Below are 17523 nucleotides of genomic sequence, written 5' to 3'. Positions count from 1 at the left end.
GAGGGAAAAACTAAGCCACCACCGGCACCGGAGAAAGAACGGGAGCGGACAGGGCGGCCTGATAGTGGCCGATCAGCTCGTCGCCGATGGCGGACCAGCTACGTCCGCGGACGGCTTCCCGGCCGGCCGCGCCCATCGCGAGGCGCAGTGCCGGGTCCCCCGCGAGCTCCGCGATCGCGCTGGTGAAGCCGGCGCCGGCGTGCGGCGGTACGAGATAACCGGTCAGCCCGTGGCCGACCAGATCGAGCGGCCCACCGGCGGCCGGGGCGACGACGGGCAGGCCACTCGCCATCGCCTCCTGCACGGTCTGGCCGAACGTCTCGTACGGCCCGGTGTGCGCGAACACGTCAAGGCTCGCGTAGATCCGGGCCAGCTGCGCGCCGTGCCGGGCGCCGAGGAAGACCGCGTCCGGCAGCGCGCGCCGCAGCGAGCCGGCGTGCGGCCCGTCGCCGACCACGACGACGCGTACCCCTTTCAGCGACGACGCGCCTGCGAGCAGGTCGACCTCCTTCTCGGCGGCGAGCCGGCCGACGAAGCCGACGAGCACCTCGTCGTTCGGGGCCAGGGCCCGGCGGATCGCCGTGCTGCGCTGCGACGGGTGGAAACGCACGTCGTCGACGCCGCGCCGCCAGAGATGAATCCGGCGCACACCGTGTGCTTCCAGCGCGGCCACCGATTCGGTCGAGGGAGCGAGGGTACGCGTAGCCGCATTGTGAACGGTCCGGATCCACCGCCACGCCATCCGCTCGGTGAGCCGTACCCGGTACGCGCGGGCGTAGGCCGCCACGTCCGTCTGGTAGACCGCGACCGACGGCAGCCGCAGCGTCTTGGCGCTGGCCTGCGCCCACGCCCCGAGCACGAACGGGCTGGCGAGGTGCACCACGTCAGCCCCGTGCCCCCGGATTGCGGCGTGCAACGCCGGGGCGGGCAGGCCGAGCCGCAGTTGCGGGTAGCCGGGCATGGGTACGGATGGCACCCGCACGACGGGATAAGGGAGAGCGGGCAGATCGGCGCCGGAGAAAGCGGGGGCGACGACCAGCGGCTCATGACCGGAGCGCACCAGGTGCTCGGCCATACGCACGACCGAGTTGGCGACACCGTTGACGTCGGGAAGGAACGACTCTGTGGCGAGCACGACGCGCATGTTCACAGCGAAGATTCAGCTGCGATCGGCCGGGCAACAACCTCATGACCACCAGCGGAACCTCCGGTCAAATGTGCATCAGGTCGGTGACGGTGACCCGGCGGACAAGCGTCCGGGCCCGGCCACCGTTGACGCCCACGAGCGCGGGCCGGCCCACGTACGGCGTGTCCTCGTGGTGGTACGCCCCGGTCCCGGCGACCACGACGAGATTCCCCGACTCCACGACGGTGTGCTCGACGGGGCAGCAGGGCACCTCGGGCCGGGAGTCGAGAACCGTCACCCCGGCACGGGCGATCAGCGCCCGCCCCGGCGACACCCGCACGGCCGGCGGCGTCAGGTCGTAGCGTTCCGCGGTGACCTGGGCGACCGCGCGCAGCCGGGACGCGAACGCGCCGAGGGCCAGCCCGTCCTCACCGTCGCGGTACGGCACGGCGTGCCCGCCGCCCAGATTGATCATCGGAACCCGGAAACCCCGCCGGGCCCGGATCACGGCCATGAAGGCGATCGCCTCGCGCAGACATCTTTCGTACGCGCCGAAGCGGGCGATCTGATGGCCCAGCGAGCAGTCCAGCCCGGTCAGGGTCAGCGTCGAGGACAGGACGACGTCGAGCGCGGAGAATGCTGTCGAGGTGCCGAGGCGTAGCCCGTACCCATGCGGTCGCCCGGGTGCGGCGGGCAGCACGCGCAAGAGGACCCGCTGACCGTGAGGGGCGCGACCGGCGACCGTTGCCGCCTCGGCGGCGGAACCGACCACCACGCTCGCGCCGCATGCGAAAGCCGCGTCGAGGTCGGCGATGGATTTGCCGGCCGAGCAGAGGACCAGGTCACCGGGATTGAACCCGGCGAGCAGGGCGGTGCGGAGCTGGGCGGCGGAGGTGACATAGCAGCCGAGGCCGGCCTGGGCGATCCATCGGCCGATCGTCACGGTGAGCCCGGCCTTGGCGCTGTAGAAAGCGCCACCGGAGGCGCCACCGGAGGCGCCACCGGAGGCGCCACCGGGACCGAACGCGGCGGCGTATCCGATGGCCCGGGCACGCACGTCGGTCTCGTCGAGGACGCGGACCGGGGTGCCGTGATCGGCGACGAGCCGGGACAGGCTCATCCCGCCCACCTCGAGTCCACCGTGAATGCCCCAGCGGGTGGTGACCGGCCAGACCTCCGCGTCCAGCCGCTGCGACAGCGACGAACCGAGGGTCGGAAGGATGTCGGCAAGTGTCATGCCTTCGACGGTGCGGCCTGCGAAAACGCGCGGGAAGGGACCGATACGCGACGTTGACGGCGACCGAAGCGGTGTTGACGTCGTTGATACGGAAGATCGCCGCGCCCGTATATCCGCATGTTTGGTTCGCCCCCGGACAAGGAAGCACCCTGCCATGCATCCCCAAGCTCCCCGCCGCACCACCCATGCGTACGGAACCCCGGTGAACCGTCTCGTCTACGACCGCTGGGGCCAGTTCGGCCGGCCGGTCGTGCTGCTGCACGGCCTGCTCTACGACCGCACCATGTGGTGGCCGGTGGCCGCTGAGCTGGGGCAGTCCAAAAACAGAGGCAGCACCTGCAGCGTGCTCGCCGTCGACCTGCCCGGGCACGGCGACTCCGCGCCGCGTGGCGACCACGGCCTGAGCACCCTCGCCGCCGATCTGGCCGTGCTGATCAACAGGCTGGATCTGCACCGGGCGCCGGTGCTGGTCGGCCACGGCGAGTCGGCGCTGCTCGCCGAGGCGTTCGCGGCGGAGTACGCGACGAAGGCGGTGCTGACCGTCGACGAGCCACCGGGTGATCTGCCGGAGACCGTGGAGCAGCATCTCGCGACGGCTGATCTGGACGCGGTTCCGGAGCTTTACCGGCAGTTCGCGGTACCTCGGCGAGACGTCGCCCTGCTTCACTCGTACCGGAGCTGGTTCGGCAAGAAGAAGCGGGACCGCAAGGTCTCGCGGGCCGGGTTTCCGCATCTGAGCGCGCCGGCGTCGTTCGCGACGAATCTGCGGGCGCTGCTGTAGCGAAGACGCTGGGCGGATTTTTCTCGGAAACCCGCCCAGCGCATTCAGCTGTGACGATGAGGCAGGTGGAAGTGCGGCCAGTGGAAATGGAAACTGGCCCGATGGTGGCCGTGGCCGCGCCCGTGGCGGGCCGGCGGCGGCAGAAGCGCGATGCTGCTGATCAAAAGACAGACCATCACCACCGCGCCGACCAGAATGTCGAGCAACATGCGGAACCTCCTCGGTACCGCTCGCTAGCTGGAGAAATAACCGTCGCGCGCGGCGGCCCGGCCGTCAACCGGAATCGCTGAACCCGGTGGTTGGCATGCCCTTCGGGGCCGAATTTGCCTATGGTGTGCATGAGGGGAGTACCTCCATCTGAAGCGTGGCGGTCATCACGGGCACCCGTGTGTGCCCTCGTGCGCTGCCTGCCGGTGCCGCGGTGGGTGAGGGAGACCTCGGACTTCGACGCATGTCCGAGGAGGCCCCACGTGTCACATCTGTCCACGATCGCGTCCCCGCAACTCTGGGCGATCACCATTGCCGTGCTGCTGGCATTGCTCGCCGCCGATTTCGCGATCACGCACCGCCCGCACGACGTGAAAATGCGCGAGGCAGTCGGTTGGTCACTCTTTTATCTCGCGCTTCCGGCCGCGTTCGGCGTCATTCTCTGGCAGGTGTACGGAAGAAAGCCCGCGATGGAGTTCTACACGGGCTGGGTCGTCGAAAAATCCCTGTCCGTCGACAACCTGTTCGTTTTCATGCTGCTGCTCGCGGCATTCGCGGTGCCGCCGGAGCTGGCGCAGCGGGTCCTGCTCTACGGCATCATCGGTGCGCTCGTGCTGCGCGCCGTTTTCATCGCGGCCGGTGCGGCGGTGCTGCAGACCGGGGCGTGGGCGTTCCTGCTGTTCGGCGCGGCGTTGCTGGCCACCGCGGTGAAGGTGGTGCGGGACGCGGCGCGCGACGAGGACTATCAGGTAGACATCGACACCATGCGCAGCGTGCGGTTGTTGCGCCGGCTCATGCCGGTGAGCAGCGTTTATCACGGCGGCCGGTTGTCTTTCAAAGATGGCGGCCGCCGTACCCTGACCCCGCTGGCGCTCGTGGTCGTGGCCGTCTTCGTGACCGACCTGGTCTTCGCGGTCGACTCGGTTCCGGCCGTTTACGGGGTGACCGAGGATCCCTATCTGGTGTTCGCCACAAACATGTTCGCGCTGCTCGGGTTGCGGGCGCTCTATTTCGTGCTGCGCAACGTTCTCGGCAAGCTGCGGCACCTGGATTACGGGCTCGCGGTGATCCTCGCGTTCATCGGGGTGAAGCTGGTGCTGCACTGGGCGCACAAGCTCTGGCCGTCGGCGGTGCCGGACATCCCGACCGAGCTGTCGCTCGCGGTGATCGCGGTAACCCTGGCCACGGTGACCGTGACCAGCCTGATCGCGAACAAACGCGCCGCGCTAAACGTTTGAGCCGGCCTTCTGGTCGCTGAAGCGGCGGCGGATCTGGGCCGCCGCCGCACAGACCAGGGCGACCTGCGGGCGGGCGTGCGACAGCGAGGCGACGGCCGCGTCCAGATCACGGGCGCGGGCGTCGTCCTCCAGCCGGCCGCAGGCGAGCGTCGCAGCGGCCACACCGAGGTTCGCCATGATGCCCTTGAGCTGGTGCGCCTCGGAGCGCAGCTCGTCGGCGTCGTCGAAGGCGAGCGCCTGCGCGATCCGGTCCAGATGCTCGGGGATCTTCGCGGCCAGCGTGCCGAGCAGCCCGTCCAGCGCGGCGGCGGTCGCGGCCGGGTTCGGTCCGCGGAGCTGATCCATCCGATGATCGATCTCGCCGATCACCGTGGTGATGTCCGGCTCCGGCAGCCGGCTGGTCCAGCGCTCCAGGACCGTGGAGACGTCACCCGGGATGAGCGGCTTGGCGATGTGCGCGTCCATCCCGGCGGCGAGACAGCGGGCCCGGTCCTCGGCGAGCGCGCTCGCAGTCAGCGCGATGATCGGCACATGCCGGCCCTCCGGCTCGCGGCGGCGGATCTCGGCGGTGGCCGCGTACCCGTCCATCTCCGGCATCAGGCAGTCCATGAAGATCGCCAGGTAGTCCTGGCGGAACGCGAGATCGACCGCCTCCACACCGTTGACCGCGACGTCCGCGCTGTATCCGAGGTTCGCGAGGATGCCGAGCGCCACCGTCCGGTTGATCTCGTTGTCCTCGACGAGCAGCAGGTGTCCCCGGTCCTTCAGCATCTGGTCCGGCACGTCGACGACAGCATCGTTGGCACGGTCGGCCAGCACCCCGACAAGGGCGTCGTACAGCTGTGACTGGCGTAGCGGCTTGGCGAACGCCGCCGAGTACCGCTCCGGGTCCGGCTCGCCGGGAAGCCGGTGCGCCTCGTCGGCCAGCAGAATCGTCTTCGGCTGCGGACCGCCGGGTGGCGCCAGGTCGATGCCGGTCACGTCCAGGCCGTCCTCCTGCGCCGTTCCGATGTCGACGATGACCAGGTCGATCGGCCGGCCCGCCTCGGCCGCCTCCTTGAGCGCCACCTCGGCGCTCCGGGTGTCGGCGGCCGTCGCGGCCCGCATCGACCAGCCGGTGAGCTGGTCGGTCAGCACCTCGCGGTCCTTCTCGTCGCGATCCACGATGAGCACCCGCAGGCCGTCCAGCGAGTGCCGTTCGGAGAGGTCCAGATCGTCCCGGGCGGTCCGCAACGTGACAGTGAACCAGAACGTGCTGCCGTAACCCGGTTCGCTCTCCACCCCGATGCTGCCACCCATCAGCTCCACCAGGTCCCGGCTGATGGCCAGGCCGAGCCCGGTACCGCCGAACCGCCGGGTGGTGCCCGCGTCGGCCTGGGTGAACGCCTCGAAGAGCTGTTCCTGCTGGTCGGCGTCGATCCCGATGCCGGTGTCGTGCACCTCGAACCGGATCGGCACCGCGTCCGGCCCGGTGCTCTGCCGGTCGTCCACCTTCGCGGTGATCGTCACCCGGCCCTCGGTGGTGAACTTGACCGCGTTGCCGGCCAGGTTGAGCAGCACCTGGCGCAGCTTCGTCGGGTCACCGCAGACGGTCTGTGGCAGCCGCGGGTCACAGCCACCGCCGACCGACACCCCGCCGCGGGTGTCCGGCGGCGCGACCAGGGCGACCACGTCGTCGATCAGCCGGCCCACCTCGAAGTTCGCTTCCTCCAGCAGGACCTTGCCGGCCTCCAGTTTGGAGAAGTCCAGAACATCGTTGATCACGGCGAGCAGCGTCGAGCCCGCAGAGCTGATGCCCTCGGCGTACCGTCGCTGTTTCTCGTCGAGGCTGGATCCGAGCAGCAGGCCGGTCAGGCCGATCACGCCGTTCATCGGGGTACGGATCTCGTGGCTCATCGAGGCCAGGAACTGCGACTTCAGCCGGGCTGTCTCGATCGCCTGGTCACGGGCCTCGGCCAGGGCCAGCTCGGTCTGCCGGCGGGCCGTGATGTCGCGGACGAATCCGTGGAAGTGCACGCCGCCGTCGTGGCCGATCCGCCACATGGTCAGTTCGACCGGGATCTCGTGCCCGTCGCGGTGTGTCGCGGCCATCTCGGTGGGCCTGTCCAGCAACCAGTCCCAGCGGCCGTCGAGCAGCCGGCGCAGCGGGTTGCGGTACCGCGGCGGCAGCACGGTGTCGGACACGTTGCGTCCGATGATCTCGTCGCGGGGCCAGCCGAAGACGTGCTCGGCCTGCCGGTTCCACTCGGAGATCAGGCCGTCGTCGTCCATCGTGAAGAACGGGTCGCTGGCCGCCCCCATGATCATTTCCAGCTGTTCGCGTTCCAGCCGGAGGCGTTGTTCGGCGCGTACCCGGGCCGTGATGTCGTGCGCCACCGTGGAGACACCGATGACCGTGTCGTCGGTGTCGCGCATCGGGGCCATGCTCAGCGAGACCTCGATGATGCTGCCGTCCTTGCGCTGCCTGCGGGTCTCGAAACGGCTCAGCGCCTCGCCCGCGTTGACCCGGGCCAGCAGCTGCCGTTCCTCGTTCTTGCGGTCCGGCGGCAGCAGGCGGGTCACGTCGCTGCCGACCATCTCGGCGGCTGTGTAGCCGTACAGTCGCTCGGCGCCCGGGTTCCAGGTGCGGATCGTGCCGTCCAGGGCCTTGCTGACGATCGCGTCCTGGGAGGCCTCGACGATCGCGGCGAGGCGGGCGTTGATGTGCGACTGGAGGCGGCGCTCGCTGGCCGCCTGCCGGGTGGCCCGGTTCGACTCGGTGACCTCGCTGCTCACCCCGAAGATGGCGTACGGGCGGTTACGGCGGTCGCGGAGCGCGTACAGGGTGGTGATGAACCTCCGCCGGGCGCCGTCGTGGTCGGTGACCTCGTCCTCGAAGGCGAGCGGGCCGTCCGAGTCGAGGACGAGCCGGTCGCGGCGGCGGTGCTCGGCGAGCTTCTCCGGCGGGTGGACCTCGTGGTCGAACCGGCCGGCTGCGACACCCGGCGGAACCCGGTGCAGCCGCTCGTACGCGCCGCTGACCAGCCGGTATCTGCCGCTGGCGCTCTTCACGAAAGCCGGCGTGGCAGTCTGCTCGAGGATGGCCGCCAGATAGAAGTACTGGTCGAGCCGGCGGCCGGCTCGGCGCAGCAGCTCACCACCGAGCGTCACGCCTGCCCCGGCAATCCCGCCGGCCACCAGTGCGTACCGGAGCCAGCCGGCCTTGCCCACGGCACATCTCCCCTCGAAAGCCGAATGTGATTCGGAATCAACCTACATGCTTTAGCCTTATTACGGACAAACAACACATCATGAGGGAGACGCCGTGGCGACAGTGATGGTCGTCGACGACGTGGCGGCCAACCGGGACATCGTCCGGATGCTCCTCGGATATCGAGGCCACGACGTCATCGAGGCACGGGACGGTGCCGACGCGCTCCGGCTCGCCCACGTCCACCACCCCGACGTCGTCGTCTCCGACGTGCTGATGCCCGGCATCGACGGCCTGGAGCTCGTACACCGGCTGCGCTCCGACCCCGACCGGCAGGCCGCGCAGGCGCCGGTCATCTTCTACACCGCCAACTACCTGGAGCCGGAGACCCGGCCGATCGCCGAGGCCTGCGGCGTCAGCCAGGTGGTGCTGCGCTCCCAGGACCCGCACACCCTGCTCGAAGCCGTCGACACCGCGCTGGCACAGGGCCCGGTCCTGCTCGACGTGCCGGCCGCCGACGAGGAGTTCGCCCAGGCGCACCTGCACGCCGTCAACGCGAAGCTGATCGAGAAGGTGCGCGCCCTGCACGACACCGAACGGCGCTTCGAGGCGATGGCCGTCGCCAGCCCGGTCGGCATCGGCATCCTGGACACCCACGGCACCGCGGACTACATCAACGAGCGGCTCGCCCAGATCATGCAGATGCCGCAGGAGAGTCTGCTCGGCGCCGGCTGGCTGGACTGCCTCGACGACTCGGCGCAGGACGCCGCCCTCAGCCTCCTGCACGGCGCCGGAGACACCGCCGAACTGCGGTTCGACCACCGGATCGCCTGGCCCGACGGGACCACCCGGCGGCTGCGCCTGCACCTGCGGCAGATCCACGACGACGATGACGGCCGGCTCGCCGGCGGCGTGCTGATGGTCGACGACGTCACCGACCTGGTCTCCGCCGAGGAACGGCTGCGCGAGGAGATCCTGCGCCGCCAGGACGACTCCCGGCACCGCGACGCCGAGCGCCTCGACAGCCTGCGCCGGATGGCCGGCGGCACCGCCCACGACTTCAACAACGTCCTCGGCGCCATCCTCGGGTACACCAACCTGGCCATCGAGACGATCAACGACGCCCTGGAGGACGGCACCCTGCCGGCCGAGACCGCCGAGTCGCTCATCGGCGACCTGCAGCACGTCGTCAAGGGCGGCGAACGCGCCAAAGGGCTCACCACGCAGCTGCTCGCCTTCGGCCGCCGGGAGATCATCCAGCCCGCCGCGATCAACCTGAACACGCTGCTGCGCGACAACACCGCGTCGCTGCGCGAGACCGCCGGCCCGGACGTCGAACTGATCCTCGACCTCGAACCGTCGCTGCCCGACGTGAAGGCCGACCCCGCACAGATCGCTCAGGCGCTGCGCAGTCTGGTCCGCAACAGCGCCGAGGCGATGCCGGCCGGTGGCACCGCGACGATCATCACGTCGGTGCAGGACGAGAACGTCACGGTCTCCCTCACCGACACCGGCACCGGGATGCCGCAGCACGTCCTGGACCGCGCCTTCGAGCCGTTTTTCAGCACGAAGCTGGCCGGCAGCACCGCCGGGCTCGGGCTGTCCACCTCGCACGGGATCATCAGCCAGGCCGGTGGGCAGCTCACCCTGCGCTCCCGCGAAGGCCACGGCACCACCGCCACGTTCACCCTGCCGGCCCTGGTCAGCGAGGCGCCGCCACCGCCACCGCCGTCAGCCGCCACGCCGGACAATACGGGCGGCGAGACGCTGCTGCTCGTCGACGACGAGTCCGCTGTGCTGCAGGTCTCCGCCCGGATACTGTCCGGCGCCGGGTACGACGTGCTGACCGCGGCCGACGCCGGTGAGGCGCTGCGCATCCTCGAACAGCACCCCGGTCACGTGTCCGCCCTGGTCACCGACGTGGTGATGCCGGGCATGAACGGCCGGCAGCTGGCCAAGGTGGCGGCGATGCGCCAGCCCAGCCTGTCGATCGTCTTCGTGTCCGGGTTCGCCGAATCCCTGATCGACGAGAACGGCAACAACCTGGAACCCGGGTCCACCATTCTGGCTAAGCCGTTCGACCGGGAAGCCCTGGTCAGTACGGTACGAGGTGCCCTGAATGCGACCTCGCACAGGTGACTGACAGGTTGGCGGTAACGAGTATCAACTAGCATCCGTGGCCCGGCGGCGTGTCAGTCACCCGCCCGAGCCGTGGAGGACGCCCGGTGAGCGCTGCAGGTGATCGCCAGCCGACCGTCGAGGAGACGCCTACCGTCTTCCTGCCGTCGCAGGCCGTGCCGACCCACGACGTCCTGGACAGTTCCGAGCCGGCGCCCGTTCCGCCGTCCTCGCGCAAGCGCGTTCTCATCGCCGGTGCGACCGTGCTGGTGCTCGCCGTCGGGGCGGGGGCGGCTGCCACCTGGGCCTACCGGGGGGACATTCCGCTCGGTGTGACGGTTCTGGGGGCGAAGCTCGGGGGCCTTGGGCGTACCGAAGCCGCCGTTGAATTGCGCGCCCACCTCTCCGCTGCCAGAGGGCTCGCCGAGCCGCTCACCGTCACCGTCGACGGGCGCGACGCCTCGGTGAAACCGGCCGATGTCGGCCTGGTCGTCGACGTCGACGCCACGATCGCCGCTGCCGCGAAGGGCAACCCGTCGCTGTTCGGCTCGCGGGCGGTCGCGCCGGTCGTCGCGGTCGACGCCGAGATGCTCGACGCGGCCCTGCGCAAGTCCCTCGGCAAGATCGGGGCCCCGATGACCCAGCCGGCAGTGGTCTTCGACGGGATCAAGCCGCGCGCCGTGCACCCGTCGCCCGGCCGCGACATCGACCCGGCACGAACCGCCGAGATCGTGCGGACCAGCTGGCCGGCCAGCACCGCGGTGACCGTGCCGCTCGTCGAGGTGCAGCCGGTGACCACCGCGGACGAGGTGGACCAGCTCGTCACCACGGTGGCGGCACCCGCCGTGTCCGGGCCGCTCACCATCACCTCGGACAAGGGCACCCTGACCGTGCCACCGGCGGCCATCGCGAAAAGCCTGGTCCTGACCGCCGACAAGGCCGGGAGGATCGAGCCCCGCCTGGACGCCAAGAAGCTGCGCGCCGCCGTCGCGAAACCTCTCGCGAAACTCGAGACGAAACCCCGCGACGCACGCTTCAGCCTCAAGGGCGGCAAGCCGTCGATTCTCGAAGGAGCCGAGGGTACGGCCGTCGACCTGGCCGGCATGAGCCCGGAGATCCTGACCGCGCTGCGCAGCACGAGCGAGCGGTCGATCGTGGCGACCGTCACCGAGGCCAAGCCCGCGGTGGACGCCGCCGCGCTGGGCAAGCTCGGCGTCAAGGAGAAGATTTCGACGTTCACCACCAAGTTCACCGGTGGGCTCGGCTCGTCGCGCAGCCAGAACATCGTCCAGGCCGCGAAACAGGTGGAGGGCGCGCTGGTGCTGCCCGGCGAGACGTTCTCGCTGAACAAGCACACCGGCGAGCGCAGCTACAAGCAGGGATACAAGGACGCGCCGGTGATCCTCGGCGGCAAGCTGACCCCGGGCGTCGGTGGCGGGGTCTCGCAGTTCACCACGACGCTGTTCAACGCTACGTATTACGCGGGCCTTGAGGACGTCGAGCACAAGCCGCACTCGTACTATTTCGACCGTTATCCGGCGGTGATCGAGTCCACGATCTTCTACCCGGACCTGGACTTCAGGTTCAAGAACGACAGTCCGCACGGGGTACTGCTGGACACGGCGTGGACCAGCAACAGCATCACGGTCTCGGTGTGGAGCACCAAGGTGTGGGACAAGGTGTCCACCGAGTACAGCAAGCGCCGCAACCTCACCTCCCCGCAGACGATCACCCTGCCGGACGGACCGGGTTGCATCGCCACCGGCGGGTTGCCGGGCTTCACCCAGGACGCGTTCCGGCTGTTCCAGCGCGACGGCAAGGTCGTCAAGCGCGAGAAGTTCACCTGGAAATACGACGCCGAGCCGAACTACATCTGCGCGTCGCCGGAGACTCCCGGGCCCCCCGCCGAGGACTGACAGCCCAGTTGGGGGTCGCTTTTCGGCGCAATCCGGGTTGGGCCATAACGCTCCCGGCCCGGGTGGGGTGATTCGGCAGCGTCGCGATTGGCGCCTGCTCGTGGTCTTCCTGGTCCGGGAGGTCGGCGTCAACCCCGGCGTGGTCGGTGGCCTGATCGCGGCGATCAGCTGCGGCGGGGTTGTCGGCGCGGTTGTCGCCACCCAGCTGGCCCGGCGGATCGGAACGGCCCGGGCGATGCTGATCTGCGAGGGGGCGTCGGTGCCGTTCGGGTCGGTGATCCCGATGACCGGCCCGGGCGCCGGACTGACCCTGCTGGCCGTCGGCGGGCTGGTCATCGGGATCGGCGTGGTCGCCGGCAACGTGGTGAAGGGTGCCTTCCGTCAGCAGTACACGCCACCGGAACTGCTCGGCCGGACGCTGGTGAGCATGCAGTTCCTCAACCTGGGCGCGGTTCCGGTGGGTGCGCTGATCGCTGGGTCGCTGGCTTCGGCTCTCGGGGTGCGGCCGGCCCTGTGGTGCATGACGTCCGGGCTGGCGCTGAGCGGGCTGATCCTGCTCAGCGGGCCGATGAAGAGCCGGCGAGACCTGCCTGCGACGCCTAACGCTTTGTCGCTGACACCACCAGGTTGAACCCGGTGTCAGCGGCCAGGATCGGGTCGGTGAACCCCGCCTCGGCGAGCAGCCGCAGGCGTTCGGCCGGGCCGCCCAGGGTGCCGAGGCCGTACGCGCCGGGCTGGCCCAGCGACGTCGGCGTGCAGAGGGCGGTCGAGGAGGCGTACCCGATCCGGGTGATCGGCATCCCGATCGTGGTGGTCCAGTCGTCCGCCGACCACGGCTCGACCGCCACCACGATCCCGCCCGGGTTCAGTGACGCGTACGCGGCCCGCAGCGCCGCCGCCGGGTCACCCATGTCGTGCAGGGCGTCGAAGAAGACCACCACGTCGAACGGCCCGTGCCCGCCGATGGTGGCCGAGTCCGCCACGTGGAAGGAGACGTTCGCCGGGCTGCCCGCCTCGATGGCGCGGGCCCGGGCGGTGGCGATCGACGGCTCGTGGTTGTCGAAGCCGAGCACCGTGGCGGACGGCCAGGTACGCCCGATCAGCAGCCCGGCAAAACCATGTCCACAACCGACGTCGGCGATCCGGGCTCCGGCCGCCAGCTTGTCGACGAGCCCCGGAACAGCGGGGAACCAGACCTGTTCGAGCTGATTGACGTACGCGGTCCGGAAGTACCGTTCGATGCCGTGGTACGTGCAGCCCGGCACCTCGTCGCCGGAGAGCCCGCCGTCGCCACGGAACGCCGCCTCCAGGTTCTCCAGGGACTGGAAGTACCCCGTGATGATCTCTCCGGCCGCCACCAGATGCACCGGCGAGTCCACCACGGACAGCGCCAGCGCGTGCTCGAAGGGCAGCTCGAACGTGTCGCCGTCGACGGTCACGTACCCGGAGACGGCCTGCTGCCGGAGCCATTCGGTGACCAGCCTCGGATGTAGGCCGGTCTTTCGCGCGAGCTCACCGGCGGTGATCGGCCCGGTCATCGCCCGGTACAGGCCGAGCCGGTCGCCGAGCACGGTCATCGCGGTGCTCGCCGCCCCCGCGAAATCGGTGATCAACCGGCCCGTGAACGCTTCGACGCGGGCTTCGTCAAGAGTTGAATTCGTCATGCGTCCACCGTGCGGGCCGCCCCTTGCCGGAACCTTGCCGGCCGCTGTTTCGCCAGCTCATCCAGGGCGTGACCGCAGACCGTGGCCAGGTCGCCGGTTCCGGTGCTGGTGCCCCTCAGACGGGTCAGCCGCTCCACATCAGGTCCCATCACCGCCGGGGCGAGCGGGTCCTCGTCCGCCGACCGCACGATGTAGGAGCCCGCCTCGCCGCCCAGCAGCTCCGCGGTCAGCCGCAGGATCGTCCAGAGCTGAGCCGTCATGTTGACGTCGCGGACCGCCACGATCGTCTCCCGGCACGCGGCCACAGCCTGCTCCCGCCGGCCGAGCCGGATCAGCACGGCCGCCCGCGCCACCCGGGCCACGTTCGCGGTGTACACCTGGTTCACCCGCTCACTCGCCGCGATCGATCGGTCGTACCAGGTCAGCGCGCTTTCCGGATCGCTGCCGGCCAGCAGCTCACCCCGGGTGAAAGGCACAAATCCATCAAGGCCTTCGGTACGCAGATAGGCCGCGTGTTCTTCCATCCAGTCCACCCCCGCCCGCGGGTCGCCGGCGTAGACGTCCATCAGCGCCGCGCAGCAGATCCCGGTCGCCCGTGCCCACCGCGGCGCGCCCCGGTCGGCGGCGATCAGCTCGGCGTCGGCGCGTACCGCGGCGGCCCGGCCGGCGAACATCCCGTTGGAGATCCGGACGATCAGCGCTCCCCAGCGAAGCGGATGGTCCTCGGGCATCCTGTTGATCACCTCGGTGAGCAGGCGATCCGCCTCGGCGAGGTTGCCGCGCAGCCACTCGGCGTTCCCGGCGGCCAGGCCGCGCAGGAGGTCGCTCCCGGTCTCGACGACCGCCGGTTTCCAGGCGACCAGCTGCTCGGTCACACCGGGATCGGGCGCGTCCGAGTTGATCACCGCGAGGTGGGCGGCGAGGAGAGCGCCGTTCTCGGTTCCCAGCCAGGCCAGGGCCTCCTGAAGGTTCGCTGTCTCGCGGCGGAATGTCGGCGTGGTCCACGGGTCCCGGTTGCGGCCGCGGCCGACCAGCTCAGCGGCGAGGTCGAGCATCCAGCGAGCGTGCGCGGCGCGCGCCTCGCGCTCACCCTCCGGGTCCAGGTGCCCCAGCCCGACGTGCCGAACGGTCTCCAGAAGCCGATAGCGAGGCTCGTCGGTGGTCAGATCACAGCTGATCAGCGAGGCGTCGACGAGTTCGGCGAGCAGGCGCTCACTGTTGTGGGCGCCGAAGTAGGGCAGGGCCTCGATGCCGAATCCGCCCCGGCACACCGCGAGCCGGTCCAGCAGGCGTTGCGCCGCCGGATCCAGGAGACGGTACGACCACTCGACCGTCGCCGACACCGCGGTGGCCCGGTCCCCGCCCCGGGCCGGGTCCAGCACGTCCAGCCCCGCGCCGAGGCGATCCCGCAGATGCGCCAGCCCGAACACCGCCTCCCTCCGGGCGGCCAGCTCGACGGCCAGCGGCAGGCCGTCCACCAGTTCGCAGATCTGTGCGGCGAGTTCACGCGTACGCAGGTCGTCTCGGAAATCGGCACGCAGCAAGGCCGCGCGGTCGCAGAAGAGAGCGACCCGGTCGGGAGCCGGCAGCGGGCCGATGTGCAGGACCCGCTCCCCCGCGACGTCCAGGCGTCGCCGCGACGTCGCGAGGACGCGCACTCGCGGGCAGCGCGCCACCAGCTCCCCGGCCAGGTCGCGAACCGCGTCGAGAAGGTGCTCGCAGTTGTCCAGGACCAGCACCGCGGGTGCGGCGCCGATCCGTTCGGCGAGGGCCGCGACACCGCCACGCGGAGCGGCACGCATCCCCAGCGCGCCGGCGACCGCGCTCGCGACGTCGCCCGGGACGGAACGTTCGGCGAGTTCGACGACGAGTTCGCCACCGGTCAGCGCCTCGGTCATGAGCCGCGTCTTGCCGACGCCACCCGGTCCCACCAGGCTGATCACCCGGTCGGTGCCGAGCGCCTCGCGGATCGCGGCCAGCTCCGTCCGGCGTCCGAAGAAGCGGCCCGCCGCCCTCCTGACGATCATGGGCGACACCTGCGGCCGCAGCTCCGGATCCTCCGCCAGGATCCTGCGCTGCATCTCGATCAAGGCAGGCGATGGGTCAAGGCCGTGGCTTTCCGCAAGCCTTCTTCGGTACGCGCTCAGCACGGTCAACGCCTGCGGGGTACGCCCGGACGCGTGCAAGGCTCGCACCAGGAGCAGTTGGGGACGCTCCCGCAGGGGTTCCGCGGTGGCGATGGCCTCGATCTCCGGGAGTGCTTCGGCCGCCTGACTCGCGTCGAGGCGCAGGCCGAGGCACTCCTCGCGCAGGTGGCGCCGCCATTCGGTGAGGCGGGCGATTTCCGGGGCGAACACGAGCCGGTCGGACACGTCAGCGAGTGGGTCACCGCGCCAGACGGCGAGAGCCTGGGTGAGGGTGGCCGCGGCCGGCCCGGGTGACTGGGTGCGGGCGGTCTCCACGAGCTGCCGCACGATGTCGGTTTCCATCTCGGCACCGGCCAGCCGGTAACCGCCCGGCTCGCGGCGGATCACGTCGCCGCCGGTGTGCCGCCGGAGCCGGGAGACGTAACTGTGCAGATTGCCGATCGCGTTCTCCGGCGGTTCGCCGTCCCACAGGGCGTCGAGCAGCTCCGGAACTCCGACGGGCCGCCCGCCGGCGAGCGCCAGCCGGGCCAGCAGGATCCGTTGCGGCGCACCGGTCAGCGGGATGTCCCGGCCGTCACGACTCAGCGCGACCGGCCCCAGCACACCGACTCGAATCCCCACCGAGCCATTCTCACCGCGAGCGATATCCCGCGACCACCACTTATCCACTCCCCGACAGACACGGCACGCATGGCAACCCGCCACCGGAAGAGCCGCCTTCTGAAACGCGGGCCCGTTACGTTGCCCCGGTGGAGATCGACTTTGCGGCGGGCGGGTTTCTCGCTGACCCGTACCCAAGCCTCGCCCTGCTGCGGGAGCGCGCCCCGCTCGCCTGGCACGCGCCCACCTCGCGCTGGCTGGCGGCGAGCCACCGGACCGTCAACGCGGTGCTGCGCGACCGTGACCTGGGCCGGTTCTGGACCGACCGCGAGCCGGCCGACATTCTCGAACCGTTCAATCTGCTGCATCGCAACCAGATGATGGAGAACGAGCCGCCGGTGCACACGCGGCTGCGCTCGCTGACCGCCAAGGCGTTCAATCGCGGTCACGTCGAGCGGCTGCGGCCACGGATCAAGGAGGCGGCGGAGAACCTGCTGACCGCCGCGGGACCGGAGTTCGACCTGGTCAACGATCTGGCTGAGCCGCTCGCGGTAACCGTCATCGCGAAGCTGCTCGGCATCCCGGAATCGGACAGGCACCGGCTGCGGCCGTGGTCCGCCGCGATCGTGCGGATGTATGAGGTCAACCGCACTCCCGAGGTCGAGGCCGCGGCGATCACGGCCTGCGAGGAGTTCGCCGACTACCTCCGAAGACTCCACCGGACCGACCTGCTCAGCCACCTCAGCAGCGCCGGGCTGACCGAGGACGAGGTGGTCGCGTCCGCGGTTCTGTTGCTCAACGCCGGCCACGAGGCCTCGGTCAGCGGCCTCGGCAACGGCGTGGTCGCGCTGCTGCGCCATCCCGATCAACTGGTCCGGCTGCGTGCGAACGTCGCGCTGGTGCCCAGCGCGATCGAGGAGATGCTTCGGTACGACTCCCCGTTGCACCTCTTCGTGCGTACCGCCGCCCGGGATGTGGTGATCGACGGCATCACGATCGGTGAGGGTGCCCAGGTGGCGGCGTTGATCGGGGCGGCGAACCGGGATCCTGAGGTGTTCACCGACCCGGACGGATTCGACGTGGGCCGGGACCCGAACCCGCACCTGAGCTTCGGGGCGGGCCTGCATTTCTGCCTCGGCGCGCCGCTGGCCCGCATCGAGTTGTCGGCCGCCCTGACCGCGCTGCTGCGGCACGCCCCGAACCTGCGGCTGGCCGCCGAGCCGGTACGCCACCCGACATTCGTACTCCGGGGCTACGCAGCGATTCAGCTCACCACCAGCAGCGGACGATAGGGTCTTG

At 70.3% G+C, this 17523-nt stretch carries 12 protein-coding genes; 6 read left to right on the top strand and 6 right to left on the bottom strand.

What is annotated here, in order from left to right; translation table 11 throughout:
* Positions 1-10: 10 nt before the first annotated feature.
* Together ACQP2E_RS09810 and ACQP2E_RS09805 are read right to left on the bottom strand one after the other, a co-directional pair.
* Positions 11-1144 carry a glycosyltransferase family 4 protein gene (locus ACQP2E_RS09810; RefSeq protein WP_433830044.1) on the bottom strand — a complete coding sequence of 378 codons (1134 nt, stop codon included), beginning with the start codon at positions 1142-1144 and terminating at the stop codon, positions 11-13.
* Between the two features lie 67 nt (positions 1145-1211).
* Positions 1212-2363: a diaminopimelate decarboxylase family protein gene (locus ACQP2E_RS09805; RefSeq protein WP_433830042.1), complete on the bottom strand. Its 1152-nt coding sequence runs from the start codon at positions 2361-2363 to the stop codon at positions 1212-1214.
* Positions 2364-2517: 154 nt separating this feature from the next.
* Here ACQP2E_RS09805 and ACQP2E_RS09800 point away from each other — a divergent pair, with 154 nt between their 5' ends.
* On the top strand, positions 2518-3144 hold the full coding sequence (locus tag ACQP2E_RS09800) for an alpha/beta fold hydrolase (protein WP_433830040.1): 627 nt from the start codon (positions 2518-2520) through the stop codon (positions 3142-3144).
* A 44-nt stretch (positions 3145-3188) separates the two neighbouring features.
* Here the strand turns inward: ACQP2E_RS09800 and ACQP2E_RS09795 are convergent, their stop codons facing one another.
* Positions 3189-3353, bottom strand: coding sequence for a hypothetical protein (locus tag ACQP2E_RS09795; protein ID WP_433830038.1), 165 nt, complete (start codon positions 3351-3353; stop codon positions 3189-3191).
* Positions 3354-3614: 261 nt separating this feature from the next.
* Here ACQP2E_RS09795 and ACQP2E_RS09790 point away from each other — a divergent pair, with 261 nt between their 5' ends.
* Positions 3615-4589: a TerC/Alx family metal homeostasis membrane protein gene (locus ACQP2E_RS09790; protein WP_433830036.1), complete on the top strand. Its 975-nt coding sequence runs from the start codon at positions 3615-3617 to the stop codon at positions 4587-4589.
* Here the strand turns inward: ACQP2E_RS09790 and ACQP2E_RS09785 are convergent.
* Positions 4578-7799: a PAS domain S-box protein gene (locus tag ACQP2E_RS09785; protein WP_433830034.1), complete on the bottom strand. Its 3222-nt coding sequence runs from the start codon at positions 7797-7799 to the stop codon at positions 4578-4580. The two genes, ACQP2E_RS09790 and ACQP2E_RS09785, sit on opposite strands and share 12 nt — an antisense overlap.
* Before the next feature lie 94 nt (positions 7800-7893).
* Here ACQP2E_RS09785 and ACQP2E_RS09780 point away from each other — a divergent pair, with 94 nt between their 5' ends.
* The 3 genes from ACQP2E_RS09780 to ACQP2E_RS09770 all read left to right on the top strand — a co-directional run bounded on the left by ACQP2E_RS09780 (position 7894) and on the right by ACQP2E_RS09770 (position 12444).
* Positions 7894-9918, top strand: coding sequence for a response regulator (locus ACQP2E_RS09780; RefSeq protein ID WP_433830032.1), 2025 nt, complete (start codon positions 7894-7896; stop codon positions 9916-9918).
* Between the two features lie 86 nt (positions 9919-10004).
* Entirely contained in the window at positions 10005-11813 is a 1809-nt protein-coding gene (locus ACQP2E_RS09775; protein WP_433830030.1) for a VanW family protein, read from the top strand.
* Positions 11814-11880: 67 nt separating this feature from the next.
* Positions 11881-12444 (top strand): MFS transporter, encoded by a 564-nt coding sequence (locus ACQP2E_RS09770; RefSeq protein WP_433830028.1) that lies wholly within the window; start codon positions 11881-11883, stop codon positions 12442-12444.
* On the opposite strand, the gene ACQP2E_RS09765 is transcribed toward ACQP2E_RS09770, so the two are convergent.
* Both ACQP2E_RS09765 and ACQP2E_RS09760 read right to left on the bottom strand, forming a co-directional pair.
* A complete protein-coding gene (locus ACQP2E_RS09765; RefSeq protein WP_433830026.1) occupies positions 12413-13477 on the bottom strand; it encodes a class I SAM-dependent methyltransferase in 1065 nt (354 codons plus the stop codon). The genes ACQP2E_RS09770 and ACQP2E_RS09765 overlap by 32 nt on opposite strands.
* Positions 13474-16245, bottom strand: coding sequence for a BTAD domain-containing putative transcriptional regulator (locus ACQP2E_RS09760; protein WP_433830024.1), 2772 nt, complete (start codon positions 16243-16245; stop codon positions 13474-13476). The genes ACQP2E_RS09765 and ACQP2E_RS09760 overlap by 4 nt, the downstream gene beginning before the upstream one ends.
* A gap of 128 nt (positions 16246-16373) precedes the next feature.
* Here ACQP2E_RS09760 and ACQP2E_RS09755 point away from each other — a divergent pair, with 128 nt between their 5' ends.
* On the top strand, positions 16374-17516 hold the full coding sequence (locus ACQP2E_RS09755; RefSeq protein ID WP_433830022.1) for a cytochrome P450: 1143 nt from the start codon (positions 16374-16376) through the stop codon (positions 17514-17516).
* Positions 17517-17523 lie beyond the last annotated feature (7 nt).

It is taken from the genome of Actinoplanes sp. CA-015351 (assembly GCF_050955685.1).
Classification (GTDB): domain Bacteria; phylum Actinomycetota; class Actinomycetes; order Mycobacteriales; family Micromonosporaceae; genus Actinoplanes.
This window is presented reverse-complemented; position numbering and strand designations above follow the sequence as displayed.